Source organism: Pseudoalteromonas sp. SR41-4, assembly GCF_014163985.1.
Lineage (GTDB): Bacteria > Pseudomonadota > Gammaproteobacteria > Enterobacterales > Alteromonadaceae > Pseudoalteromonas > Pseudoalteromonas rhizosphaerae.
On the sequence record NZ_JACJEI010000007.1, the window covers coordinates 24,940 to 50,095 of the forward strand.

At 42.5% G+C, this 25,156-nt stretch carries 19 protein-coding genes and 1 tRNA gene; 11 read left to right on the forward strand and 9 right to left on the reverse strand.

Features of this window, described 5'->3' with window-relative positions:
- Positions 1–150 precede the first annotated feature (150 nt).
- Positions 151–2,676, reverse strand: a complete 2,526-nt coding sequence (locus H5180_RS07415) for an EAL domain-containing protein (protein ID WP_145238244.1) — start codon at positions 2,674–2,676, stop codon at positions 151–153.
- Positions 2,677–2,844: 168 nt separating this feature from the next.
- On the opposite strand from H5180_RS07415, the gene queA reads away from it, so the two are divergent.
- The 5 genes from queA to secF all read left to right on the forward strand — a co-directional run bounded on the left by queA (position 2,845) and on the right by secF (position 8,375).
- Positions 2,845–3,876 (forward strand): tRNA preQ1(34) S-adenosylmethionine ribosyltransferase-isomerase QueA, encoded by a 1,032-nt coding sequence (gene queA / locus H5180_RS07420; RefSeq protein WP_145238247.1) that lies wholly within the window; start codon positions 2,845–2,847, stop codon positions 3,874–3,876.
- A gap of 174 nt (positions 3,877–4,050) precedes the next feature.
- Positions 4,051–5,178, forward strand: coding sequence for a tRNA guanosine(34) transglycosylase Tgt (gene tgt / locus H5180_RS07425; RefSeq protein WP_145238250.1), 1,128 nt, complete (start codon positions 4,051–4,053; stop codon positions 5,176–5,178).
- Positions 5,179–5,203: 25 nt separating this feature from the next.
- The gene (gene yajC / locus H5180_RS07430; protein WP_182732013.1) at positions 5,204–5,542 is read left to right on the forward strand and encodes a preprotein translocase subunit YajC; all 339 of its coding nucleotides are present in this window, start codon (positions 5,204–5,206) and stop codon (positions 5,540–5,542) included.
- Between the two features lie 16 nt (positions 5,543–5,558).
- A complete protein-coding gene (gene secD / locus H5180_RS07435) occupies positions 5,559–7,418 on the forward strand; it encodes a protein translocase subunit SecD (RefSeq protein WP_145238253.1) in 1,860 nt (619 codons plus the stop codon).
- Positions 7,419–7,427: 9 nt separating this feature from the next.
- Positions 7,428–8,375 carry a protein translocase subunit SecF gene (gene secF, locus H5180_RS07440; protein WP_145238256.1) on the forward strand — a complete coding sequence of 316 codons (948 nt, stop codon included), beginning with the start codon at positions 7,428–7,430 and terminating at the stop codon, positions 8,373–8,375.
- Between the two features lie 1,030 nt (positions 8,376–9,405).
- Here the strand turns inward: secF and cysQ are convergent.
- From cysQ to cysG, 6 genes are read right to left on the reverse strand one after another with little or no spacing between them, the layout of a single operon-like run.
- A complete protein-coding gene (gene cysQ / locus H5180_RS07445; protein ID WP_182757999.1) occupies positions 9,406–10,188 on the reverse strand; it encodes a 3'(2'),5'-bisphosphate nucleotidase CysQ in 783 nt (260 codons plus the stop codon).
- Positions 10,189–10,191: 3 nt separating this feature from the next.
- Positions 10,192–10,791, reverse strand: coding sequence for an adenylyl-sulfate kinase (gene cysC / locus H5180_RS07450; RefSeq protein WP_145238262.1), 600 nt, complete (start codon positions 10,789–10,791; stop codon positions 10,192–10,194).
- Positions 10,792–10,821: 30 nt separating this feature from the next.
- Positions 10,822–12,546 (reverse strand): SLC13 family permease, encoded by a 1,725-nt coding sequence (locus H5180_RS07455; protein ID WP_182719264.1) that lies wholly within the window; start codon positions 12,544–12,546, stop codon positions 10,822–10,824.
- 30 nt (positions 12,547–12,576) lie between these two features.
- Complete coding sequence (gene cysN, locus H5180_RS07460) at positions 12,577–14,004, reverse strand: sulfate adenylyltransferase subunit CysN (protein ID WP_182732017.1); 1,428 nt, start codon at positions 14,002–14,004, stop codon at positions 12,577–12,579.
- Positions 14,004–14,903, reverse strand: coding sequence for a sulfate adenylyltransferase subunit CysD (gene cysD / locus H5180_RS07465; RefSeq protein WP_145238271.1), 900 nt, complete (start codon positions 14,901–14,903; stop codon positions 14,004–14,006). The genes cysN and cysD overlap by 1 nt, the downstream gene beginning before the upstream one ends.
- Positions 14,904–14,955: 52 nt before the next feature.
- Positions 14,956–16,377, reverse strand: coding sequence for a siroheme synthase CysG (cysG, locus tag H5180_RS07470; RefSeq protein WP_149983363.1), 1,422 nt, complete (start codon positions 16,375–16,377; stop codon positions 14,956–14,958).
- Between the two features lie 276 nt (positions 16,378–16,653).
- Here cysG and deoC point away from each other — a divergent pair, with 276 nt between their 5' ends.
- Together deoC and H5180_RS07480 are read left to right on the forward strand one after the other, a co-directional pair.
- On the forward strand, positions 16,654–17,403 hold the full coding sequence (gene deoC / locus H5180_RS07475) for a deoxyribose-phosphate aldolase (protein WP_182758000.1): 750 nt from the start codon (positions 16,654–16,656) through the stop codon (positions 17,401–17,403).
- Positions 17,390–17,890, forward strand: coding sequence for a hypothetical protein (locus tag H5180_RS07480; RefSeq protein ID WP_145238280.1), 501 nt, complete (start codon positions 17,390–17,392; stop codon positions 17,888–17,890). The genes deoC and H5180_RS07480 overlap by 14 nt, the downstream gene beginning before the upstream one ends.
- Positions 17,891–17,948: 58 nt before the next feature.
- On the opposite strand, the gene H5180_RS07485 is transcribed toward H5180_RS07480, so the two are convergent.
- Both H5180_RS07485 and H5180_RS07490 read right to left on the reverse strand, forming a co-directional pair.
- Positions 17,949–19,085 (reverse strand): CsgG/HfaB family protein, encoded by a 1,137-nt coding sequence (locus H5180_RS07485; protein WP_145238283.1) that lies wholly within the window; start codon positions 19,083–19,085, stop codon positions 17,949–17,951.
- Positions 19,086–19,205: 120 nt separating this feature from the next.
- Positions 19,206–23,195 (reverse strand): two-component regulator propeller domain-containing protein, encoded by a 3,990-nt coding sequence (locus H5180_RS07490; protein ID WP_310736490.1) that lies wholly within the window; start codon positions 23,193–23,195, stop codon positions 19,206–19,208.
- 165 nt (positions 23,196–23,360) lie between these two features.
- On the opposite strand from H5180_RS07490, the gene H5180_RS07495 reads away from it, so the two are divergent.
- The 4 genes from H5180_RS07495 to rplK all read left to right on the forward strand — a co-directional run bounded on the left by H5180_RS07495 (position 23,361) and on the right by rplK (position 25,154).
- Positions 23,361–23,437 (forward strand) — tRNA-Trp (locus tag H5180_RS07495).
- 132 nt (positions 23,438–23,569) lie between these two features.
- Positions 23,570–23,947, forward strand: coding sequence for a preprotein translocase subunit SecE (gene secE / locus H5180_RS07500; protein WP_016710555.1), 378 nt, complete (start codon positions 23,570–23,572; stop codon positions 23,945–23,947).
- Between the two features lie 4 nt (positions 23,948–23,951).
- Positions 23,952–24,509 (forward strand): transcription termination/antitermination protein NusG, encoded by a 558-nt coding sequence (gene nusG, locus H5180_RS07505; RefSeq protein ID WP_145238289.1) that lies wholly within the window; start codon positions 23,952–23,954, stop codon positions 24,507–24,509.
- A gap of 216 nt (positions 24,510–24,725) precedes the next feature.
- On the forward strand, positions 24,726–25,154 hold the full coding sequence (gene rplK / locus H5180_RS07510) for a 50S ribosomal protein L11 (protein ID WP_008108462.1): 429 nt from the start codon (positions 24,726–24,728) through the stop codon (positions 25,152–25,154).
- Positions 25,155–25,156: the final 2 nt, after the last annotated feature.

Consider the following 25,156-nt stretch of genomic DNA (forward strand, 5'->3'; position numbering starts at 1 on the left):
TGGCATGTTGCTATGATTTAACGATGTCATGTGAAATTTCGATTATCATCATAATCACAAGACATTTATCGCCCGATGAGCAAAGTATAGATGAGTTATCACAAGATGGAAGTAAAAAAATGCGTAGATTTGTATGAAAAGTTCGCTATTTTAGCTAGGTGGTTGTTCGTAAAAAGTTTTGTTTTGATAAATTTTTTGTAACTGATGTTTGATTTTTTCTACGGGCACCGGGCGTGAAATAAAGTAGCCTTGGCCATAATCAACACCTATTTCTTTTAGTGCTAAAAAGATCTCTTCATTTTCAACATATTCAGCAACTGAACGCTTATTGAGCGAGCGACTAATATCGTTTATTGCTTTAACTAACGCCAAGTCGATTGGATCATTAAGCATATCGCGAACAAACGAACCGTCTATTTTTACGTGTTGAGCTGGCAGTTGCTTAAGATAATTAAAGGTGCTAAAGCCAGTGCCAAAGTCATCAATTGAGAAATGACAGCCCAAGCGATTGAGCTTTTCGATCATCGCACGAGTGGCAGTTAAATTATTGATACTGGCGGACTCGGTGATCTCAAAAATAACCCGGGTAGGGCTGATATCGCACTTTTCAAGGGTCGATTCGATATGCGGTAATAGGCGTTCATCTAAAAACGATTGCGCAGATAGGTTTATTGCAACTTGATTTAGCTCAGGGTTAGCGGCAATGGCAGAAATTGCATTGCTGATCACACATTGATCCATTAAGTAAGTGTCGTTCAATAATTCAAGTGACGGAATAAATTGGTTTGGATAAACCAGTTCACCGTCGAGTTTTAAGCGTAACAGTGCTTCAAAATAAGCGACACCACCATGTTTAAAGTCCCAAATAGGCTGGTAATGTAATTCAATTTGGTTTTGTTGCAATGCTTGGCGAATGCTGTGTCCCCACTCTAATCCAGCTTGCAAGGTGTTATGGCTGGCATCTTCTTTAGAGTAACAATGAACCAAATTACGGCCTAAGCTTTTAGCAACGTACAAGGCAATATCAGCTTGTTTTAAGCATTCACTCGGATCATGGTTCGCTGCTGTTATTTGCGTTAAGCCAATTGAGCAGCTAATTGAATAAACTTGTTCTTCAGATTTAAACTGATGACCTTCAATAGCCATGCAAATACTTTCAGCTATCAAGTGTGCATCAAGCAGATTCATATTATTTAAGATCACCGCAAATTCATCACCACCAATGCGACACACTAAGTGTTCATCACTGATATTGGCGTTAAATAGTTGCGCAACTTCTTTAAGAACTATATCGCCTTGTTGATGGCCTTTACTGTCATTAATTATTTTAAAATGATCGAGGTCAATATAAATTAAAGCGTGCTCTATGTCGCCATTAGTGCGTTGCGGCTGGCAAATTCGATTGAGTTGTTGATCAAAATAATAGCGGTTATGTAAGCCGGTTAAGGTGTCATGTAGCGCTAAATGGCGCAGCTGTAATTCAGCTTGTTTGCGCTCATGAATATTATCTATTGTGGCGGTGATCGTGGCAGCATTACTGCTGTTTTTGATTAGTTGTAAGCGGCACTCAACCCAAATAGCTTGACCATCTTTATGAATAATTTGCACTTCAACCTGCTGTTGCAAGGCACCGCCATGCAAAATACTGCTAATTGTTTGCAGTAGTTTATCTTTGCAATCATTGATACAAAAGTCAGAGAGTGCTTTGCTCAAGGTTTGTTTTATGCCAAACCCACTGAGTGCTTCCCACGCAGGGTTGATAAAACGAATGCGGCCTTGTTCATCAAATTCAAGCACCACAGTATTAAGATGTAATAGTATCCGCTGATGGGCTGAAAATAGCTCCTTATAGCGGCTTTGACTTTGACTTAGCTGTTCTACTTTTTGTGCAAACTCTGCATAACTGACCATAAAATCTTCACGGCGCGCAGCATGGTCGCATACTTTACTTAACAAGGTTTGTTCATATGGTGCACGAATAAAATCAGTGACCCCTGAAAGCAATAGTTGTTCAGCATGATCGGCATCTTTCGTGTCTATAATGGTTACAATGGCTTGTTTTGGGTTGTGTTGTAAAATTTCTTCAACTAATTGACTGGCAGCTCCTGCGTGTGCTGCGGTTGCATCAAGTAACACAATGGCAAACTTTTGCTGCAAATAGATTGATAATGCTTGTTTATTACTAGAAACATGGGTGCAGGCAAAGTTTAGCTGTAATTGTTGCGCTATTTCAGCTGCTTTGTCACTGTCGGTTTCGAGCAGCAACAAGTCTAAACGACTACTTTTTTCTAAATGCGTTGATAACACATTTGCCAGTACCTGTGGCAGCATATCTTGGCGTTCAAATGGCAATACTGCATCTATGCCATAACTGCGTGCTGTCGTTTCGGCTATTCGCTCACAATAGATAGGCGGAGTTAGTACAATTGGTGTATTTTTTGGGGTTTTTAATAACCCTGAACGGATCATCCGAGAAAATCGCCAACCATCTATTTTACCAACATTAAGACCGGTAATAATGACATCGACCGCTTGAGATTTAAGAATTTCGAGGGCTTGCTGGCTATCGGCTACTTCAAGGAAAGTAAATACATTGAGCCGATTTAAGGTTGACTTAACAGCCTGACGCTCAGCGACACTGGCGTTTAAGATCAGCAAAGTTAGCTGCTTAGCCATTTATGTCACACCTCTTATAAACCTAGATCTAATTAAGTTGAGTAGAATAATGCCATTTGTCTCGAACCACAAGAGAACATTCCATTGTATTTTAATTAAAGCCGTTGGTTGAGCTAATAGCGCGATGCAGTTAAACTTGGCGCGACTTTTTTGATCTGGATATATCCTATGCGCGTGGCTGATTTTAGCTTTGACTTACCTGATGAATTAATTGCTCGTTTTCCTAAACAGGATCGAACCAGCAGTCGCTTATTAACCTTAGATGGCCCAAGTGGCGCTGTAGAACATAAAATATTTAGCGATATTATTGATTTAGTAAATGAAAATGACTTGTTGGTATTTAACAATACCAAAGTGATCCCTGCTCGTATGTATGGCCAAAAAGCGTCAGGTGGCAAAGTTGAAGTCTTAGTGGAGCGAGTGCTTGATGAGCACCGCGTGCTGGCTCATGTACGAGCAAGTAAATCACCAAAACCAGGTACAGAACTTATTCTCGAAGGTAAAGCGCAGGCGACTATGGTGGGTCGTCATGGCGAATTGTTTGAACTAGAGTTTAGCGATAGTCAAAATGTACTGGAAATTTTAAACGATATTGGCCATATGCCACTGCCACCTTATATTGACCGTCCAGATACTGACGAAGACCGCAAACGCTATCAAACAGTTTACGGTGAAAAACCTGGCGCGGTTGCAGCGCCAACTGCTGGCCTACATTTTGACGATACGCTCATGGCAGCAATAAAAGCTAAGGGCGTAAACATGGCATTTGTTACTCTGCATGTTGGCGCGGGCACATTTCAGCCGGTACGCGTAGACTCGGTTGATGATCATATAATGCACTCCGAATACATTGAAGTGCCTGATGATGTTGTTGCAGCAGTCGCTGCAACCAAAGCTAACGGCGGCAGAGTGATTGCGGTAGGCACAACTTCGGTACGTTCATTGGAATCAGCAGCTAAGATACATGGCGGCCAATTAGCCAGTTACTTTGGTGACACCGATATTTTTATTTACCCAGGTTATCAATTTAACGTAGTTGATGCCATGGTCACTAATTTTCACTTGTCAGAATCGACATTGATCATGTTGGTTAGTGCATTTGCTGGGCAAGATAATATTATGAGTGCATACCAAACTGCAATTGCACAAAAATACCGCTTTTTTAGCTACGGCGATGCGATGTTTTTAACCCGTAAATAGTTTTTTCTATAAAAGCACTTAAAGCCCAGCCTTGTGTTGGGCTTTTTAGTTTTGATTTTTGCACTTTTAATTTCAGCTTTGAGCCCAATTAATAGTAATGGTTTTACAAAAAGGGTAGAATCGAGCGGTTAAATTATAGCTTGTTGGACTGTTTTTCTGACATTTGAGGATGATATGAAGTTTGAATTAGACCGTACAGACGGTAAAGCCCGCCGCGGCCGCTTGATTTTTGATAGAGGCGTAGTCGAAACGCCAGCATTTATGCCAGTAGGTACTTACGGTACTGTCAAAGGTATGACCCCAGATGAAGTCAAAGACACTGGTGCGCATATTTGCCTAGGTAACACCTTCCATTTAATGCTTCGCCCTGGTACTGAAATCATCAAGCAGCATGGTGGATTACATGGTTTTATGAATTGGGATAAACCAATTTTAACCGACTCAGGCGGTTTTCAAGTGTTTAGCTTAGGCGCAATGCGTAAAATTACCGAAGAAGGTGTATTGTTTAGCTCGCCTGTTAACGGTGAAAAAATTATGCTTTCACCAGAAAAAGCCATGCAAGTGCAGCGTGATTTAGGTTCAGACATCGTAATGATTTTTGACGAATGTACGCCTTATCCTGCCACCGAAAAAGAAGCTAAAGATTCAATGGAGTTATCACTTCGTTGGGCTAAGCGTTCAAAAGAAGGTCACGGTGACAATCCATCAGCTTTATTTGGTATTATCCAAGGTGGTATGTATCCGGAGTTGCGTGCTCAGTCACAACAAGGTCTTGAAGAAATTGGTTTTGATGGCTACGCACTCGGTGGTTTATCGGTCGGTGAGCCAAAAAATGAGATGATTAACATTCTTGATCACTGTGCTTATAAAATGCCAGAGAACAAACCCCGTTACCTTATGGGTGTAGGTAAACCTGAAGACTTAGTTGAAGCCGTTCGTCGCGGTATCGATATGTTTGACTGTGTAATGCCAACTCGTAATGCGCGTAATGGTCATTTATTTATAACCGGTGGCATTGTGAAAATTCGTAATGCTGTGCACAAAACAGATACCGGCCCACTTGATCCTGAGTGTGATTGCCATACTTGTAAGAATTATTCGCGCGCGTACCTACATCATCTTGATAAATGTAACGAAATTTTAGGTGCACGACTAAACACAATTCATAACTTACGTTACTATCAGCGCGTTATGGAAGGTTTACGTAATGCGATCGGTGACGGTAAGTTAGATGAATTCGTAAATGATTTTTATGCACGCCGCGGCCAAGAAGTGCCAGAGCTTGCAGATACCACAAATTAAATTTAAAAATTAAAGAGGAAGTGTTATGAGTTTATTTATTTCAAACGCCCACGCAAGTGCGGCAGGTGCAGCGCCAGCCGGTGGTGGTTATGAGATGTTGATCATGCTAGCTATCTTTGGCTTAGTATTTTACTTCTTGATTTACCGTCCACAAGCTAAGCGTGTAAAAGAACATAAAGCGCTGATGAATGCGATGGCAAAAGGCGATGAAGTTCTTACTCAAGGTGGTTTAGTGGGTAAAATCGCTAAAATCTCTGACGATAAAGATTTCATTGTTATTTCACTTAACGATCAAGCTGAAGTAACTGTACAAAAATCAGCAGTGTCAGCAGTATTGCCTAAAGGCACAATGAAGTCGCTATAATAATAAGGACGCCCACGTGTTAAACAAGTTTCCATTATGGAAGTATTTACTTGTTCTAGCTGTGATTGCGGTAGGTCTTTTATATGCCTCTCCTAATTTGTATGGTCGTGATCCGGCCATACAAATTTCAGGTACTAAAGGAACTGATGCAGATCTAGCTGTAGTAGACAAAGTAAATGCGACCCTCAAAGAGCACAATGTTACCGTAAAATCAGTTAAGTTCGAAAACGGTCAAGTGTTGATCCGCTTTAAAAATGTTGAAGAGCAGCTTAAAGCGCAAGATTTATTGCGTGATTCATTGAGCGACGATTACATCTCAGCCATTAACATGGCCCCGGCGCAACCTCATTGGTTAAAAGCCCTTGGCGGCAATCCAATGAAATTGGGCTTGGATTTAAGTGGCGGTGTTCACTTTACGATGGAAATTGACATGGTGACAGCGGTTGATAACGCGCTGGAACAAATGGATCAAGACTATAAAAGTGATTTACGTGAAGAAAAACTACGCTATCGCACGGTACGTCGTGTAGCTGGTACTGAACGTATTCGTGTGGAGATGCGCAGCGCAGAAGATAAAGATGCGGCAGAGCGTTTTTTACAGTCACGCTACCCATTACACAACTACATTGATGATAGCTCTAACGATAACGCGTTTTATGCCACCATCAGCGAGCAAAAACTCAAAGAAATTCGTGACTATGCTATCAAGCAAAACGAAACCATTATCCGTAACCGTATTAACCAAATCGGTGTTGCTGAGCCTAACGTACAACGTCAAGGTGCAGAGCGTATTATTGTGCAGCTACCAGGTGTTCAAGATACTGCGCGTGCGAAAGAGATTTTGGGTGCTACAGCAACCCTTGAGTTTCGTGAAGTAGACGAAAATGCCGATCCAACGGCAGCAGCGCAAGGGCGTATTCCGCCTGGTACTGAAATGATCATGAGCCGTGATGGCTACCCAGTGGTACTTAAAAAACGCATTATTCTCGAAGGTAGTCACATTACTGGTGCGCAATCGGGTGCCGATGAATACCAACGTCCGCAAGTAAGTATTAGCCTTGATAGCAAAGGCGGCGCGAAAATGAATGCTTTCACTAAGCGTGCTATTGGCAAGCGTATGGCGACGGTATTTATAGAGTATAAGCCTTCTGGTAAAACAGACGAAAACGGTAAAGCGCTACCACCAATTAAGGTGGAAGAAGTGATCAACGTTGCAACTATACAAGCGCGTCTTGATCGTTCGTTTCGCATCACCGGCATTGATAACCCTGCAGAAGCACATAACTTAAGTTTATTACTACGTGCTGGAGCACTTGTTGCGCCAATTCAAATTGTTGAAGAGCGCACGGTAGGGCCAAGCTTAGGTCAAGAAAATATCGAAGCAGGTATGACAGCGGTTGCTTTAGGTTTCTTGTTTGTACTGATCTTTATGTTAGTTTATTACAAAGGTTTTGGCTTAGTCGCTAATATTGCCTTAGCAGCTAACTTAGTATTGATTGTGGGTGTTATGTCGTTGATCCCAGGCGCTGCACTAACACTGCCAGGTATTGCTGGTATCGTACTAACGGTAGGTATGGCAGTTGATGCCAACGTACTAATATTTGAGCGTATTCGCGAAGAGCTGGCCGATGGACGTAGTCCGCAACAGGCTGTTCATCATGGTTATGATAGTGCTTTTAGTACAATTTTTGATGCCAATATTACCACCTTAATTGCTGCGATTATCTTGTTCGCAGTGGGTACAGGCCCAATTGCTGGTTTCGCAGTGACACTTGCGATAGGTATTATCACCTCAATGTTTACAGCCATTGTTGGTACCCGTGCGGTAATCAACTTATGTATTGGTGGTAAGCGCATTGATAAGCTGTCAATTTAAGGAGCAGATATGCAAATTTTAAAATTAGGCGGCAGAACTTTAGGGTTTATGTCGCTGCGCAAAGTTGCTATGAGCATCTCAACGCTACTTATTTTGGCATCGTTCGCATCGTTCTTCGTTAAAGGTTTAAACTTTGGCTTAGATTTTACGGGCGGTACAGCGGTAGAAGTCGGTTTTGCACAACCAGCAGACTTAAAGAAAGTACGTTCAGTGTTAGCTGAAAATGGTTTTGCAGATGCATCAGTACAATTATTTGGTTCAAGCCAAGAGATTTTGGTTCGCTTAGCACCGCGAGGTGATGATGTTAAAGCCGAAGTAATTGGTAACCAAGTAATTGATGCACTTAAAAAAGCCGATGATAGCGTAGTAATGCGTCGAATTGAGTTTGTTGGCCCAAGTGTAGGTGAAGACTTAAAAGAGCAGGGTGGCCTTGCCATGTTAACTGCGCTTATTTGTATCTTGATCTATGTGGCATTTCGCTTTGAGTGGCGTTTTGCGGTAGGCGCGGTGTCGGCACTTTTACACGATGTAATCATTACTTTAGGTTTGTTTTCAGTATTAGGGTTAGAGTTCGACTTAACCATATTGGCGGCAATACTGGCGGTAATAGGTTACTCTCTTAATGATACTATCGTTGTATCTGACCGTATTCGTGAGAACTTCCGCAAAGTGCGTATCGACGATACTGTTGAGATAATTGATATTTCATTAACGCAAACACTTAACCGTACTCTAGTAACTTCAATTACCACTATTTTAGTATTAATCGCCTTGTTTGCTTGGGGTGGTCAAACTATTCATGGTTTTGCTACAGCGCTGTTATTTGGTGTGTTTATTGGTACTTACTCTTCGATTTATGTTGCTAGTGCCGTTGCGCTTGCAATGGGCGTAAGTAAAGAAGACTTAATACCAGAAGTTATCGAAAAAGAAGGCGCAGATTTAGACGCTATGCCATAGGTATGATTCTAATTTTACGTTTAAAAAACCGCTCATTGAGCGGTTTTTTGCTTTTAGGTATTGATGCCGCGCAAGCTGTATTAGGGATCAGATTATAGGTGTCAGATTTCAGGTAGAGCTAGTCTCCAGCCTTCAATCTCTTGCATTTCACTTTTGTGTGTAGCGAAGCGCCTCTGTGCGCTCGTGAGCATAAAATTGCGCGAGGTAAACTCTAGCCTACGGGTTGGCATCGGTGTTTTAATATGCGTAGGCGCGACTTTATGCCTAGTAAGTTGTATTGAGGGGTTAGATTTCAGGTGGAGCTAGTCTCAGTCTTTAACCTAATGCCTTTCACTTCTTTGTGTAGCCTAGCGCCTCGGTGTTCTCTGTGGTGAAATTTATTTTTAAGATAGAATACAGAGCAGATTTTTCGTGGCTGAAGCCAACTCCTACGAGTTAAAGCTTATAACTCAACCTCCGTGTAGCGAAGCGACTCGGTGTTCTCTGTGGTGAAATTGTTTTTTCAAATAGAATGCAGAGCAGGATTTTTCGTGGCTGAAGCCAACTCCTACGAGTGAAGAGTCGGGCTTAAACTTATCGCTAAAGCCCTCTGTGTAGCGCGAAGCGCCTCGGTGTTCTCTGTGGTGAAATTTATTTTTCAAATAGAATGCAGAGCAGGATTTTTCGTGGCTGAAGCCAACTCCTACGAGTGAAGAGTTGGGCTTAAACTTACCGCTTAAAGCTCTACAGCTTATGATTCAGCCTCTGTGTAGAGAAGCGACTCGGTGTTCTCTGTGGTGAAATTGTTTTTTCAAATAGAATGCAGAGCAGGATTTTTCGTGGCTGAAGCCAACTCCTACGAGTGAAGTGCTAGGGTTACAACTTATCGCTTAAAGCTTATGGCAAAAGCCCTCTGTGTAGCGAAGCGCCTCGGTGTTCTCTGTGGTGAAATTGTTTTTTCAAATAGAATGCAGAGCAGGATTTTTCGTGGCTGAAGCCAACTCCTACGAGTGAAGAGTCGGCCTTAAACTTACCACTTAAAACTTACAGCTTATAGCTTGGTTTCTTCTTCTATCGCACTCACCACAAAATACGGATTCAAATATTCATCCTTAGTATTGTAAACAAGCGGGCTGCCATCAAGCTTAGTGACTTTTGCGCCGGCGATTTCGGCTATAGCGTGACCTGCGCCGGTGTCCCATTCGCAGGTTGGGCCTAGGCGTGGGTAAATATCGGCGCTGCCTTCGGCGACTAAGCACAGTTTTAGTGAACTGCCTTTTGAGACCATTTCCACCTCGTCAAAGCGTTTTATAAACTCGGCTAAATCCGGTGATGGATGCGAGCGGCTGCCGACTACGCGAATTAGGCCTTTGTTTGCTTTGGTGGTGACTTTAAGCTCAATGCGCTCATCACCGCGGTCCTTAAATGCGCCGATTGCCTCTGCTGCCAGATAAGACACGCCTAGCGCAGGCGCATCTACTACCGCTAAGATAGGCTTGCCGTTTTCAATCAAGGCGATGTTAACGGTAAACTCACCGTTCTTTTTAATAAACTCTTTAGTGCCGTCGATTGGGTCAACCAGCCAATAGCGGGTCCACGTTTGACGGATATCCCAGCTGATATCGGCACTTTCTTCACTTAATACTGGGATCTCTGGGGTTAAGTGGGCTAGGCCATTGGCAATCACTTTGTGAGCTGCAAGATCGGCGTCGGTTACAGGGCTTTCATCAGCTTTGTACTCAACGTTAAAATCCTTTTCGTAAATCCCCATAATAGCGCTGCCAGCTTGGCGGGCAAGGATCAGTATTTCTTCGAGCAGTTCCGTTTGGTTCATGACTTAACCTTTAATAATTTGCTGTTGTTTTAGATACGCTATCAGCTCTTGCACCGATTGGTCTAGGGTGTTTTTACTGGTATCTAAGATTATTTCCGGTGAATGGGGTATTTGGTAGTCTGAATCAATACCTGTGAAGTGTTTTATTTCACCTGCGCGGGCTTTTTTGTATAAGCCTTTTGGATCGCGGCTCTCGCATACGTCCAGAGGTGTGTCTAAAAACACTTCAATAAATTCACCGTCATCGACTAAGTTTCTGACCATATCGCGTTCAGCGCGAAATGGGGAAATAAATGCGGTGAGTACCAATAATCCAGCATCGACCATTAGTTTGGCGGTTTCACCAACGCGGCGAATATTTTCGATACGGTCTTCGTCGCTAAAGCCTAAATCTTTACACAAGCCGTGGCGTACATTGTCGCCATCAAGCAGGTAGGTGTGAATACCTTGTTGATTGAGTGCGCTTTCAAGGGCGTTTGCTACGGTGCTTTTACCTGAGCCGGAAAAACCAGTGAACCATAAAATAGCCGGTTTATGGCTTTTGTGTTCGCTACGTTGTGCTTTAGTAATGGCATAGTTATGCCAAACAATGTTCTCATCCATTATAAAACTCTCTTATGAGTAAGCGCTGGCTTAAAATGGAAATACCAGCGGGATCAGGGTTAATACCGTTATTGAATAAATAATAGAAAGCGGTAAGCCCATTAATACATAGTCTTTTAAACGATAATTGCCGGCGCTATAAACCATCAGGTTAGTTTGATAACCAAATGGTGATATAAAGCTTGCAGATGCACCAAAGGCGACCGCCATAATAAACGGCAGCGGGTCAACATTAAAGCCCATTGCTAATGCATAAGCGACAGGGAATGATAGTGCCGCTGCGGCGTTATTGGTGATAAGTTCGGTGAACATTACTGTCATTACAAAAATCGCGATAAACGCACCATAGGGGCCAAAATCACCGAGTACATAAAACAATGCTGCAGATATTTGTCCAGCTAGGCCGGTGCCTATCATCAGTTTTGCAAGGCCAATGGCGCTACCAACTACAGCGAGTAACTCAATAGGAAAACGGCGTTTTACTTCACTCAGCTTTATCGTTCCCGTGAGCATTAAGCCAATCAGCAATACTAATAAGCCTTTTACCAGTGGTACATAGCCAATAATACTCAGCCCAAGTACCGTTGCAAAGCTCGCTAATACTAAGTTAGATTGCTTGGGCGCTAAGTGAGTTTGTAAATCAAGCCCGGAAATATACACAAATTCGCGTTTTAAATTAGGCAGACTATAAAAGTCTTTACCTGGTGCGAGGATCAGTGAGTCTCCCGCTTGCAGCTGCACTTTACCAAGGCCACCTTGCAAGCGGTCATGGCCGCGACGAATAGCGATAACAGCGGCATGAAACTGTTCACGAAAACGCGCTTCTTTAACTGTTTTTCCTATAAATTTAGATGATTGGCTGACAACAACTTCAACGAGGTGCTCAACATCTTTTTGATGTTTATCGTGAACTATTTTTAGCCCGTCAAAGCGTGTTAGCAATGGCACTGATTTGATGTCACCGACAAACAGCAATACATCGCCCGCTTTAATCACTTGTTGCGGGGTCACTGCACAAATGCGTTTATCGCCGCGAATAATTTCTGCTAGGAATAAGTCTTTAAGTTCGCGCAGGCCATTTTCTTCTACGCTTTTACCAATTAGTTTTGAGCCTTCTTCTATTTTACCTTCGAGATAAAAAGGCACCACTTCTTGATCGTTTTTGCCGTTGTCTGGCAAATATTTTAGCATCACTAAAATAGTGATCAGGCCCACACTTAATGCGCCTAACCCGACTATGGTAAAGTCGAAAAAGCCTAGCGGTGCCATGCCTGCATCAACGGCAAAACCATTGACGATTAAATTTGTTGAAGTACCAATTAAGGTAATTGTGCCACCTAAAATAGCAGTATACGACAGCGGTAATAGTAGCTTTGAAGGTGAATGGTTTGGATTGTCTTTTATGGCAGTAATGAGCGATGCGACAACCGCTGTATTATTGGTAAATGAGGATAAAAACGCTGTAGAAAGTCCGAGCTTAGTGACTGAGCTGGTTAAACTTCCTTTTGATAATGACTGGGCAAGCTTTTGTACGAGTGTAGTTTTTTCAACCGCAATCGAAACCAGTACTAATAACACTAAGGTGATCAGTGATGGATTGGCGTAGTTGATCAGCATATCTTCAAGGTCGATTAACCCGCCTAGATATGCGGTGCCAATGGCGCCAACAAAAAGCCATGCTGGCTTTAGCCGCGTGCCAAACAGGCACCCGACTAAAGTTAGCATAATGCCTGTTAATACTAGCTGTTGATACATGCTTTATATGTCCTTAACAGGCAAAGTTGGTTATTTAAGCTTTGATATATCAAGCGCTTGCCAATGTGGGAAGTGCTTGCGTACTAACGCATTAAATTCAACTTCAAACTCACTAAAGTTACCCGTTTGTTCTTGCTTAGCAAGCACGTTTTCAATCATACCCGCCGCAACAGTTAAGTTAGATAAACGATCGATTAAAATAAACGCACCGGTTTCGTGATTGTTGTGATAAGCATCGGCCAAAATGGTTTCGGTCAATTCTAGGGTAACAATCGCGATTTCGTTTAACTGCAGGCTGTCTGCGCTGCCGTGTTCAAGGGTGTTCACATCAATGGTGTGATCAATCTTTTTCACGATAGCCGAAGTATTTTTACTGCCTAGCTTAAAGTTATAGCTTTTACCCAGTACCAGCGGCGCTTCGTGCATCCACACAAGCTTTGCTTGTACTTGGTTAGTTACAGTCGCTGTTGAATCAGCAGGAACGATCACGTCCCCTCGGCTAATATCAATTTCAGTGTTAAGCGTTAAAGTAATTGCTTGACCAGCTTCGGCTGTGTCTAAGTTGCCGTCAAAGGTGACAATCTCTTTAATGCTTGAGGTTTTACCTGATGGCAATACTTTAATAGCATCACCAACGCGTAATTTTCCTGAGGTCAAAGTACCTTGGAAACCACGGAAGTTTAGGTTAGGGCGTACTACATACTGCACAGGGAAACGCGCTTCAAAGCCAGTGTCTGTTTCAGCTGCTGGTGAGTCTTCTAATAACTCAAGCAGTGGTTTATCTGTGTAATATGGTGTGTGCTCTGAGCGTGTTACTACGTTATCGCCTTTAAGCGCCGACATAGGCACAAACTTGATGTTAGATACGTTAAGTTGCTCGGCAAATTTTAAATAATCGGCTTTAATGCGCTCATAAACGGTTTCGTCAAAATCAACAATATCCATTTTATTCACGGCAACAACAAACTGTTTAATACCCAATGAATCACAGATAAAGCTGTGACGCTTAGTTTGTACTTGCACACCGTAGCGCGCATCAACAAGAATAATCGCTACATCACTGGTTGATGCACCGGTTACCATGTTGCGCGTGTATTGCTCATGCCCTGGAGTATCAGCAATAATGAATTTACGTTTAGCCGTTGAAAAATAACGGTACGCTACATCAATAGTTATGCCTTGCTCACGCTCAGCTTGTAAGCCGTCAACCAGTAGTGCTAAATCGAGCTCTTCACCGGCATTACCGACTTTTTCGTTATCTTTATGCAGTGCTGCTAACTGATCTTCATAAATTTGGTGGCTGTCGTGCAGTAGGCGGCCAATTAGGGTTGATTTACCGTCATCCACACTACCACAGGTCAGCATACGCAATAGGCTTTTGTCTTGTTGGCGAGCAAGATAGGCGTCGATGCCAATTGCTTTTACTTCGTTAATTGTATCGCTAGTATTAATAGACATTAGAAATAGCCCTCACGTTTTTTCTTCTCCATTGAACCTGCTGAATCGTGGTCAATTACCCGACCTTCACGTTCAGATGACGTAGATAGCAGCATTTCTTCGATAATCTCAGTCAGTGTACTGGCTGTTGATTCCACTGCACCGGTAAGTGGGTAACAACCTAAAGTACGAAAACGAACAGATTTCATCATGGGTACTTCGCCTTCTTTAAGCGGCATACGCTCATCATCAACCATGATCAAAGTACCATCACGCTCTACAACAGGGCGCTCTTTGGCTAAGTAAAGCGGAACCATATCGATGTTTTCTTGATAGATATATTGCCAAATATCAAGTTCAGTCCAGTTAGAAAGTGGGAATACACGGATGCTTTCGCCAGGGTTAACTTGACTGTTATAGGTATTCCAAAGCTCTGGACGTTGGTTTTTTGGATCCCATCTGTGGTGTTTATCACGGAATGAATAAACACGCTCTTTAGCGCGAGATTTTTCTTCGTCGCGGCGTGCACCACCAAACGCGGCATCAAAGCCATATTTATCAAGCGCCTGTTTTAAGCCTTGGGTTTTCATGATATCGGTATGCTTACCAGAGCCATGAGTAAATGGGCTGATATCAATCGCTAAGCCTTCAGGATTTTTGTGGACGAGTAAGTCAAAACCGTATTCTTTTGCTAAGCGATCACGAAATTCGATCATTTCTTTAAACTTCCAGTTGGTATCAACGTGAAGCAGTGGAAACGGAATTTTACCTGGGTAAAACGCTTTACGCGCTAAATGTAAAAGTACCGATGAATCTTTACCGATTGAGTAAAGCATAACTGGGTTCTCAAACTCAGCAGCAACTTCGCGCATGATTTTGATACTTTCAGCTTCTAATTGCTGAAGGTGAGTTAAAGCCATTGTTAGTCGTCCTACTAAAATGATTAAAAGTTAAAATCTAAATAGTTTAAAGCTATGCCACGTCTGTAAGCGGTTGTGCAAAGCTACTAGTTTGGGCTTTTGTGCCAAACCAATGAAGTTCTTCATGTAATGAAGCAACTTCACCAATAATTAATAATGCCGGTGAAATAATGCTGTGACGCTCGATTAAATCGGCCAGCTCACCTAATTTACCGGTTACAACGCGTTGATTTTTGCGAGTACCGTTTTCAATAATTGCCACGGGTGTATCTGCACCGCGACCATGTTTTAATAATTGTGCTTGAATATGGGGAGACTTAATTACACCCATATAAATAGCCAGAGTTTGGTTTGGTTTTGCCAGTGATTGCCAATCTAGTTCTTGACCGTCTTTTTTACAGTGACCAGTTACAAACTGTATGGCTTGTGCATGGTCACGGTGCGTTAGCGGAATACCCGCATAAGCGCTACAACCTGCGGCAGCAGTTATGCCAGGGACGATTTGGTAATTTACGTTATTAGCTGCCAGTACTTGAACTTCTTCACCACCACGGCCATAAATAAACGGGTCGCCACCTTTAATGCGGCACACTTTTTTACCTTGCTTGGCAAGGTCAACTAGCATTTGGTTAGTATCTTCTTGCACGACACTGTGATCGCCTAAGCGTTTACCCACACAAATTAAATCAGCATCGCGGCGTACTAGCTCCATAATTTCGTCAGAGACTAGAAAGTCATACACCACCACATCAGCTTGTTGCATTAGTTGCAGTGCTTTCAGTGTTAATAGCTCTGGATCTCCTGGACCTGCGCCAATTACGTATACTTCACCTTCAGGATCCAGTTTGCTATCGAGTAATTGTTCAAGCTGTACGCTTGCGGCAGCTGTATCACCCGTTTGTACTTTGCTGACGACAGATGAATCAAATACGCCTTCCCAAAATTGGCGACGATCAGCAAAACTCGTAAAGCGCTGTTTTACTTTGTCGCGAAAGCTGCCAACTAAACTTGCAAGCGGGCCGATGTGTTGTGGAATAAGCGTTTCTAACTTCTCGCGTAAGCGCCGTGCTAATACCGGCGCTGTGCCAGCACTTGAAATTGCAATAGTGATCGGGTCACGATCAACAATTGAAGGAAAAATAAAGGTGCATTTAGGTTGGTCATCCACCACGTTAACGAATACATTTCGTGCATTTGCTAGTTCAAATACGCTGTTATTTACGTCATCATTGTCGGTTGCGGCAATGACCAGCATTTTGCCATCAAGATGTGATTCATCAAAAAAAGCGTCAATTAGAGTGACATCATTATTTTGTGCATGCTCTTTTAATTCATCACAAAACCAAGGTGCTACTAAAGTGACATCAGCGCGAGCTTTCAAAAATGCACGGCACTTACGTAACGCAACCTCTCCACCGCCAACAACCAATACTGGTTTATTGTCGAGCTTGGTAAAGATAGGTAAATATTGCATGTGTAGACCCTTGGAAAAAATTACAGCAAAGATGCTTTTCAGGAACTCAGAATATAGTGGCGTAAGCTAAGTAAAAAATAATTAAAACCCAGTTAATATAACTAAAAGTTATATAGGGTTATCCGATTTGGCTTAAGCCTTAGTTAACAGGGGATTGCGCCGAGTTACAAGTACTATAATGACTATATATCGAGCTTAGAGTGTTTGGTTATTAGCTATAGCGAGAATAGTTAAATTTGGTACTATTGCTAATACATGAACTTACTTGGTGGATTTATGACAACGCAACTAACTGATGCGGCATTGGCCGTGCAATTAATGGATTTAACCAGTTTAAATAGTAATGATAGCGCGGCAACAATACAGGCCTTGGTGGCTAGTATTAAGCCCAACCTAGGTATTCCGGCTGCAGTGTGTGTTTATAGTGAGTTTGTTGATGACGCCAAGCTTGCTTTAGCTGAGCGCGAGCTTAGTTATGTAAAAGTCGCCACAGTAACTAACTTTCCCTCAGGCAACAGTGAGCTAAGTGAAGTAATTAATGAAACATTAATCGCAATAGAGCGTGGCGCAGATGAAATTGATTTGGTGTTACCGTATCAGGCCTTAATCGCGGGGGACGAAGCCACAGCGCTAGAATATGTGCGTGCCAGTAAAGAGTGTTGTCCTGAACACGTACAATTAAAAGTAATTATAGAATCCGGCGCACTAAAAACAGCGCAGTTGATAACACTGGCGACAGAAATAGCAATTGCCGGTGGTGCTGACTTTGTTAAAACCAGCACCGGCAAAGTAGCTACAAATGCCACTCTTGAAGCAACCGAAGTGATGTTAAGTACGATTAAAAAGTCGCCGCGTGTAGTCGGTTTTAAAGCTGCAGGTGGCGTGAAAACGGTTATGGATGCAAGTAATTACTTACAGCTAGCGACTGATATTATGGGAGTAAGTTATTTGAATCCGTCAACATTTAGATTTGGTGCATCAAGCCTGTTAGCTGATGTATATGCGGTACTTAATGACGCGTCATAGTGAGCAAGAAAAATTACAACTTGAGCATGATGCAGGTAAGTTGTTCTTGCGTTGCTATGAACATCGCTTTGGTATTCCAATGCGCCATATTTGGCATAATCAGCCGAGTAAACCAGATATCAGTTGCTATCGTAATGAACAGAAGCTTGATATTGAAATAGCACATTTATATGCCAGCGAAACCGAAGCCATGGCAGTACTCGGCAGGCCTTTATCTATAAGCATGCAACGAGATCTTGCTGATATGGCAATGCAACCAAGTGAGCAGCGGCTGCACTGTGCACTGCAGCGGTTATTAGAACAAAAAGGAAAAAAGCACTATCAATCAGAGCAAACATGGCTGCTTATTCGTAACGCCAGCACCATTTGGCATAAAGCGGATTTTGACGCTGAGTTACAGAATATAACGATACCGCTTACCCATCCTTTTCAACAAATTTGGTTGCTTTGTGATTTTTATCAGGGCGAGCTGTTACAGCTGTTCTAAGTATTTAGATGGTATAGCAGCCAAGAATAAACTGGCTGCTAAATAACTTGATCTTTGGTTAGTTAATTTTAAACATACTACCTAAGCTCTCAAGCCCTGACTTATTGGTTTTAGCAATACATTGACTTTCATCGAGTGACTTTTTGGTTGCTTCGTCTGCAAGTCCCGACACTTTTAATTGTTTCTCTTGTTGGTATTCGCGCAGTGCGATAACTGTTTGACGATCGTACTTAACATCTTCAGTTTCAAATTCTTCATAATCGGGTTGGTTTTTTAAATAACCTAAACAGACTAGATTCATCCGAGACATGGCTAAATCCATCTTTTCATAATGCGGCATTCTATGTGTAGGTACATCGACTTTTGCTACTGGAGCAACGGCTTTTGACTTGGCAGCCGTGGTAGTAAGCGGTGGTGGTGCTGTGTATCCAGGTGCTAGGGTATTATTACTGTTATAGCGATAGTAAGTGGCAGGGACTTTAGTTTGTAAAAACTCTACAGCTTTGATTATCACTTCGCGGAGCGCTTTTTCTTTAGGGGTGTTTGACCAGCCACTTAAATTACCACCGACTAATGCACCGCCAAAATTAGTTGCCGCACTGGTAAAATCAAAATCTTTGCTGCCTCCTTCGACGCTGGTGGCTGCTAAAATACGTGAGGTGCGAGTATCGATAAGGCGTAAATCAATCGCCATATGCGAGCCTGAAAAACCTGCCGATACTGAGCTAAACACATCACCTATAAAACCGCCAGTACCAACACTGGCACCTGAGCTGTCGTCATCAAATTCAGTTACCGCTGCTACCACAACTATTTCGGCTCCTTCAATTTCACCGTAAGCTGCCCCTGATGCTGCGCTAACACGACCCGAAGCCGCTAGATCTTGCTCAGATAACACTGCATCTAACGCTTGGCGTTCAAGTACGATAAAGCGATTGGTGCCTACCAAAGCTGTGGTGAGTTGGTCGGCCATGCCTTCACCTATTTCTTTTCGCCACCAATGAGAGTCATTCGATTTATCGGTAAAGCGTGCCACGGCAATACGCGCTTTTGGACCATTATATTGTTGTTGGGCGACTTCATTAATGTTTGGTGAATCTTGGTTTGAAGTGACCTTGGTCGAGGTACTTTGGCAAGCGCTAAGACTGCTAGCAACGAGGGTTGCCAACAGTACTTTTTTAGTTGTTGTGAGCATATGATTTTCCTTAATTAATGTGCCAAATAGAAACAATGAAGGTTTTTATTCTACAAATTGTTTTAAAGTTAATTTAAAGAAATCATAAGGTTAAAAATAGTACTGAGGCGAACACTTTAGTCACACAGGCGAAGTTTTTGCATTCAGGTTGGTATTTTCCCTAAACTGCTTGGGCGAAACGTTATGCTTTGCCTTAAAGCAGCGAGCAAAGTAACTTTGTGAGCTAAAGCCGACTTTTTCAGCAATTAAACCTATACTCAGATCGCTGTCGCTAAGTAACTTTTCAGCATACTCTAAACGAGTATTACGAATATAATCACTGGGAGTTAAATTGTAGAGTGCTTTCATTTTCAGTTGTAAGGCACGTGGGCTTAAATATAATCCTGCAGCGAATTCTTCAATACTAAACGCTTCGTTGTGATAGTTATCACGGATGATGTTTTTCAGGCGTTCGGTAAATTGGTAATCTTTACTTTGTGTAAGCTGCGGATCGAGTACCAGCGGCGGAGCATGAGCCGCAAGCTGCTTTGCTAAGTGCCGATTAAGGACTGCACGAATACTCAGTAACCCTTGTACTCTACTGAGCAGTAATTGCGGCTCAAATGGTTTACTTAAAAAATCATCTGCTAGTAAATCAAGGCCTTTTAGTCTGCTTTGTGTATCGGCTTTTGCTGACAATAATAACACCGGTATATGGCTGGTAATGTTATTTGTGCGTAGCGCATTAAGTAATTGATAACCGTCCATGCAAGGCATCATCACATCGCTGATCACTAGATCTGGCATTTCTGTTTGGCAGATGGCTAAGCCTTGTTCGCCGTTAATAGCACTTAAGCAGTGGTACTCAGTAGCAAACAAAGTCAGCAGTAGTTCGCGCATTTCGTCGTTATCTTCAACAATCAGTAGCTTTTGCGAATTGCTGGGGCGGGTTGCTTCATTTACTGGTGCTGCTAGCGAAGTTGCGCCATGCTCTGCTTCAGTCAAAGGCAGAGATACAGTAAAACAACTGCCTTTACCTACTTCACTTGTTAGTGAAATCTGCCCGCCGTATTGCTCTAGCAATTGTTTAACTAAAGCAAGGCCAATTCCACTGCCGTTTTGATTTTGTGCTGCAACACGCGTAAAGCGTTCAAAAATAATGCCTTGTTGGTGTTTTTCGATGCCAATACCGGTGTCAACAATCGCGATATGAGCCATGTTATTATGCACTGATAAGCTAATCTCAACTTGACCGCCTGAGTGGGTATATTTGAGGGCATTACTAACTAAGTTGGTAATAATTGACGTTGCATGTTCTGGCTCAAGTGCTATGCAGCAAGAGCCTTGGCTGAGATCTGTCATTGTTACGTGAATACCTTTTTGTTCAAACAGCACCGTGAAGTCAGCAACCAGCTGCTTTATAAATGGTGCTAAAGGATAGGGCGAAACGTAATGTATAGCGCAGCTGGGGCGTTGGCTTAGCTGTAATAGTTGATTTATTAAGGTCAGCAAACGTAGGCTATTGCGTTTGATCATCGATAATTGTTTTTGGCTAGCTTGATCTTTATGGTTTAGCTGCAAGCTTTCAAGTGGCGCGAGTATTAAACTCAGAGGCGTTTTTAATTCATGGCTAATATTATCTAAAAATTGACTTTTTAAGCGATTCAGTTCACGGGCTTGATTACTTGTTTGTTCGGCCAGCTTAGCGCGGTATAGCGAGGCCGCAATAAGCCAAATAATAACCCCAGTGAGAAGAACATAACCGGCATAGGCAAGGCGACTTTGCCACCACGGCGGCACCACCGTGAAATCGAGCATAGCTTTAGCATTACTCCACTGGCCATACTGATCTTTTACTTTTAGTTGCAGCTGATAGTCGCCTGCGGGCAGTTGCGGGTAGTTTATTTGTCGTTGTTGTGCGTTGGTATATAGAAATTGCTTATCAAAACCAGCGAGTTTGTATGCATATTGATATTGTTGAGGTGCCGACGGGCTATTTAATGCTGAGAACTTAAAGCCGATCACGCCGACACCTTTGTTAAAGGAGAGTGTTTGTATATAGCTAATTAATTTCGCAGCTTGAGTCTCGTGCTTAGTGTATGGGGCAGTGGCTATCGCTTGATTGTTAATTAGTAATTCGGTTAACACAGGCTCTGGAGTTGTAGCTGCCAGCTTTAGCTTAAGCGGATCAAATTGATTAAAGCCGTTGATCCCGCCAAAAAATAGTTCACCGTTCTGCGCTTGATAAGCCGCGCCGAGAATAAATGAATTATGTTGCACGCCATCACGGGGTAAAAAATGCTGCATATTTTCAGAGCTGGGCTGATAACGTGTTAAACCTTGGTTGCTTGCCAGCCACAGGTAACCTTTGGCATCCTGTTTAATGGCAAAAATATTATCGTTTAGCAGGCCATCATGCTCGGTGATTCGGGTTATCTCTGCCGTTGTTTTATTCAGTTTATTTAAGCCTCCAAAAGTACCCACCCACAGTGTATTGTCATCTTGCAGATGAAGGGCGGTAACCATGTTATGACTTAAGCTATTTGGGTTTGTTTGATCGGCTTGATAATGGCTAAATTCATTGTTGTTGAGGGTGAGTTTATTTAAGCCAACTCGAGTACCAGCCCAAATTGCATTAGCAACGTTATCGTAAACGAGGCTAAATACGGTGTTGTTCGATATACTATTGTGTTGTTCCGAGTGCTTAAAATGCTCAATGGTCAAGTTATCTGGGTTAAACAGACTTAAACCTTGATTGCTTCCCAACCATAAGTTGCCGTTCCGATCGCTGGTGATCGCATAAATGTTATTGCTGCTGAGCTGGTGGCTTTGCACTGTGAATGATGTAAAGTCATCGCTTTCGCGGTTATAACGCAATAAACCGCCACCATAGGTGCCAATCCAAATACGCTGTTGGCTATCTTCATGAAGGCTGAATATATTGTTGTTGGTAAGGTTGCTGGTATCGACGTGATAGCGCACAAAGCCGTCTTTTGTTTGTCTATTTAACCCGTTGCGGGTACCGACCCATAATTGCCCTTGCGAATCTTTAAGTAAGGCCCGGATAAAATCATGGCTAATACTGTTAGGGTCATCGCTGTGTTGTTGATGATTAAATTGATTTTGGCGCATATCGTAGCGTTGTAACCCATAACCATCAGTGCCTATCCACAGAATACCTTGCTGGTCTTGATACAAAGACAGTAAGTAATCATTAACAAGCCCATGACGTTGCTGTGGAAGGTGTTTAAATTGGCTAAAGCTTGTCAGAGTTGTTTGATAGTTGGGATTATAATATAAGCCTTGGCCGTAGCTGCTAAGCCAAAGATGCTCGTTATTATCGATTAAAATATCGCTTATCCATATACCATCTAGTTGTTTTATATCATTAAACTGTTCACTTTCTAAATCAAAGACACTAAGCCCTGTTTTACTGGCAATCAGTAGCTGCCCTTGTGGCGTGAGTTTTAGGCGCCATAGTTGCTTTTTACTTGCTGAAAAGTGGCTAAATTTAGCTGTCTTTGTATCAAATTTTATTAATCCTTCATTACTGGCCAGCCATAAATTTCGCTTAGCATCAATCACCATATCCTGAAAAATAATACTACCTTGGGTGTTTGGCGAGTAGGAAAAGTAGGCAGTTTCATGCTCGGCTACATTTAGGCGAGTTAAGTTACCATCTTCATGGCCTAACCATAAATTATTGTGTTGATCAGTAAGCATTGACCAAATGCGGTTATCTTTAATCGCTAATGGACTGCTACGGTTAAAATGAGTGAATGTACCGGTGTCTGTATTTAGGGCGTTTAGCCCTTGTGTAGCTGTAGAAAACCACAGCAGATTATTGTCAGTGGTAACACAGTCGGTGATCCAATTACTCGATAGACTTGGCTGGGTTGGATGAGACTTAAAGCGTTTAAATTCATAACCATCAAAACGGTTGAGCCCACCTTGGGTGGCGAACCAATGAAAACCACGGCGATCAGTTATGCTGCAAGTGACAGAGTTTTGCGTTAACCCCTGTTCATTAGAGAAGGAGTCTAAATGTAAAGACAGTGCCAGCGCGCTGTTATGAAATAGCCATAAAAAACCAATAATGGCCGGATAGATAGTTGTTTTTATTGTTAGCACGTGCTTCCTCGTGCGTAGTAATATCCCTTGAATTGAAACAATCATAAACTGCTTTTTAATCAATGTTAAGATGGATTTTTCAATCTAGTGATGAGATTTTGACTTATGGGCATCTTTTACACTTGTGTTAATGAATTGCGTAAGTATAATAGGCATCCACTTTGCAGGGGCGTAGTTCCAATTGGTAGAACAGCGGTCTCCAAAACCGATGGTTGGGAGTTCGAGTCTCTCCGCCCCTGCCATTTTATCCTGTTTGTGGGTAAAGTCTGAGGTTAAAAATCGGTTTAAATAAGTCTGTTTTTAAGTTTGGATTTTAATGGATTAACCCTGCCATAGTGTAGGGTTGTTGTGTCTGTAGTTAAGGTAATAATATTATGAGCACGAATGTAGAAACTCCATCAAGTGCGATGGATTCAGTAAAGTGGCTTGTGGCAATTGCGCTACTTGCAGGCGCAGTAGTTGGTAACTATATGTACGCAGATCAGTCTGTGTTATTACGTGCTATTGGTGTTGTTGTTGCTGTTGCCGCTGGTTTGGGGATTGCATCACAAACTGAAAAAGGGCGTACCTTCCTTGCTTTTGCAAAAGAAGCACGCATCGAAGTACGTAAAGTAGTGTGGCCTACGCGCCAAGAAACTACCCATACGACATTTATTGTAATGGTTGCAACTGCGATTATGGCACTTATCCTTTGGGGATTAGATGGCATTTTATTCCGCGCAGTAGGCTTTTTAACTGGATTGGAGATCTGATCCCATGTCGGATGAGAACAACGAAAAGAAACTACGTTGGTACGTAGTACAGGCTTTCTCAGGTTATGAGAAGCGTGTTGCACAAACTATTCTTGAGCATATCAAGATCGAAGGTTTGGAAGATAGCTTTGGTGAAGTATTAGTACCTACTGAAGAAGTGGTTGAGATGCGCGCTGGTCAAAAGCGTAAATCTGAGCGCAAGTTCTTCCCAGGTTATGTACTTATCCAAATGGATATGAACGATAAAAGCTGGCACTTAGTAAATAGCACCGCGCGTGTTATGGGCTTCATCGGTGGTACGTCTGATCGTCCAGCACCAATTAGCGCTAAAGAAGCTGATCGTATTCTTAACCGCTTACAAGAAAACGCTGAAGCGCCTAAGCCTGCAACGTTATTTGAACCAGGTGAAGTGGTACGTGTTGTTGACGGCCCATTTGCTGATTTCAGTGGTGTGGTTGAAGCTGTTGACTATGAAAAGAGCCGCGTAAAAGTATCGGTACTTATCTTTGGTCGTTCTACTCCTGTTGAACTTGAATTTGGTCAAGTTGAGCAAGATAGATAAACAAATTAACTGATTTATACCAAAAAATATATTGTTTGGTATAAAGCTTGAAAAAGGCCGCTGATTAACTTATAATCAGCGGCCTTTTTGTATTCAAAGTAAGCATTTCTTGGTTTGTATACAGAAAAGTGAGAAACCAATTTTTAAACTGGGAAGCCGCTAGAGTACGCGTCCTCGCGCGCACAAGGCTAAGACCCACCTAATGAGGTATTTATAATGGCTAAGAAAGTTGAAGCTCTAATCAAGCTACAAGTTGCTGCTGGTATGGCTAACCCTAGTCCTCCAGTAGGTCCAGCACTAGGTCAACACGGTGTAAACATCATGGAATTCTGTAAAGCGTTCAACGCACGTACAGAATCTATCGAAAAAGGCGCTCCAGTTCCTGTAGTGATCTCTGTTTACGGCGACCGTTCATTTACGTTCGACATGAAAACGCCACCGGCTGCTTACTTACTTAAGAAAGCTGCAGGTATCAAATCTGGTTCAGGCCGTCCTAACACTGAAAAAGTAGGCACAGTAACTCGTGCTCAACTTGAAGAAATCGTTGAGACAAAGAAACCTGACCTTACAGCTTCTGATTTAGAAGCTGCGGTTCGCACTATCGCAGGTTCTGCGCGTGCGATGGGCTTGAACGTAGAGGACTAAGA

Bases quoted from the DNA above. Each gene is read 5' to 3' on its own strand.
- H5180_RS07415 (WP_145238244.1), bottom strand. From the start codon at position 2,676: ATGGCTAAGCAGCTAACTTTGCTGATCTTAAACGCCAGTGTCGCTGAG.
- queA (WP_145238247.1), top strand. From the start codon at position 2,845: ATGCGCGTGGCTGATTTTAGCTTTGACTTACCTGATGAATTAATTGCT.
- tgt (WP_145238250.1), top strand. From the start codon at position 4,051: ATGAAGTTTGAATTAGACCGTACAGACGGTAAAGCCCGCCGCGGCCGC.
- yajC (WP_182732013.1), top strand. From the start codon at position 5,204: ATGAGTTTATTTATTTCAAACGCCCACGCAAGTGCGGCAGGTGCAGCG.
- secF (WP_145238256.1), top strand. From the start codon at position 7,428: ATGCAAATTTTAAAATTAGGCGGCAGAACTTTAGGGTTTATGTCGCTG.
- cysQ (WP_182757999.1), bottom strand. From the start codon at position 10,188: ATGAACCAAACGGAACTGCTCGAAGAAATACTGATCCTTGCCCGCCAA.
- cysC (WP_145238262.1), bottom strand. From the start codon at position 10,791: ATGGATGAGAACATTGTTTGGCATAACTATGCCATTACTAAAGCACAA.
- H5180_RS07455 (WP_182719264.1), bottom strand. From the start codon at position 12,546: ATGTATCAACAGCTAGTATTAACAGGCATTATGCTAACTTTAGTCGGG.
- cysN (WP_182732017.1), bottom strand. From the start codon at position 14,004: ATGTCTATTAATACTAGCGATACAATTAACGAAGTAAAAGCAATTGGC.
- cysD (WP_145238271.1), bottom strand. From the start codon at position 14,903: ATGGCTTTAACTCACCTTCAGCAATTAGAAGCTGAAAGTATCAAAATC.
- cysG (WP_149983363.1), bottom strand. From the start codon at position 16,377: ATGCAATATTTACCTATCTTTACCAAGCTCGACAATAAACCAGTATTG.
- deoC (WP_182758000.1), top strand. From the start codon at position 16,654: ATGACAACGCAACTAACTGATGCGGCATTGGCCGTGCAATTAATGGAT.
- H5180_RS07480 (WP_145238280.1), top strand. From the start codon at position 17,390: ATGACGCGTCATAGTGAGCAAGAAAAATTACAACTTGAGCATGATGCA.
- H5180_RS07485 (WP_145238283.1), bottom strand. From the start codon at position 19,085: ATGCTCACAACAACTAAAAAAGTACTGTTGGCAACCCTCGTTGCTAGC.
- secE (WP_016710555.1), top strand. From the start codon at position 23,570: ATGAGCACGAATGTAGAAACTCCATCAAGTGCGATGGATTCAGTAAAG.
- nusG (WP_145238289.1), top strand. From the start codon at position 23,952: ATGTCGGATGAGAACAACGAAAAGAAACTACGTTGGTACGTAGTACAG.
- rplK (WP_008108462.1), top strand. From the start codon at position 24,726: ATGGCTAAGAAAGTTGAAGCTCTAATCAAGCTACAAGTTGCTGCTGGT.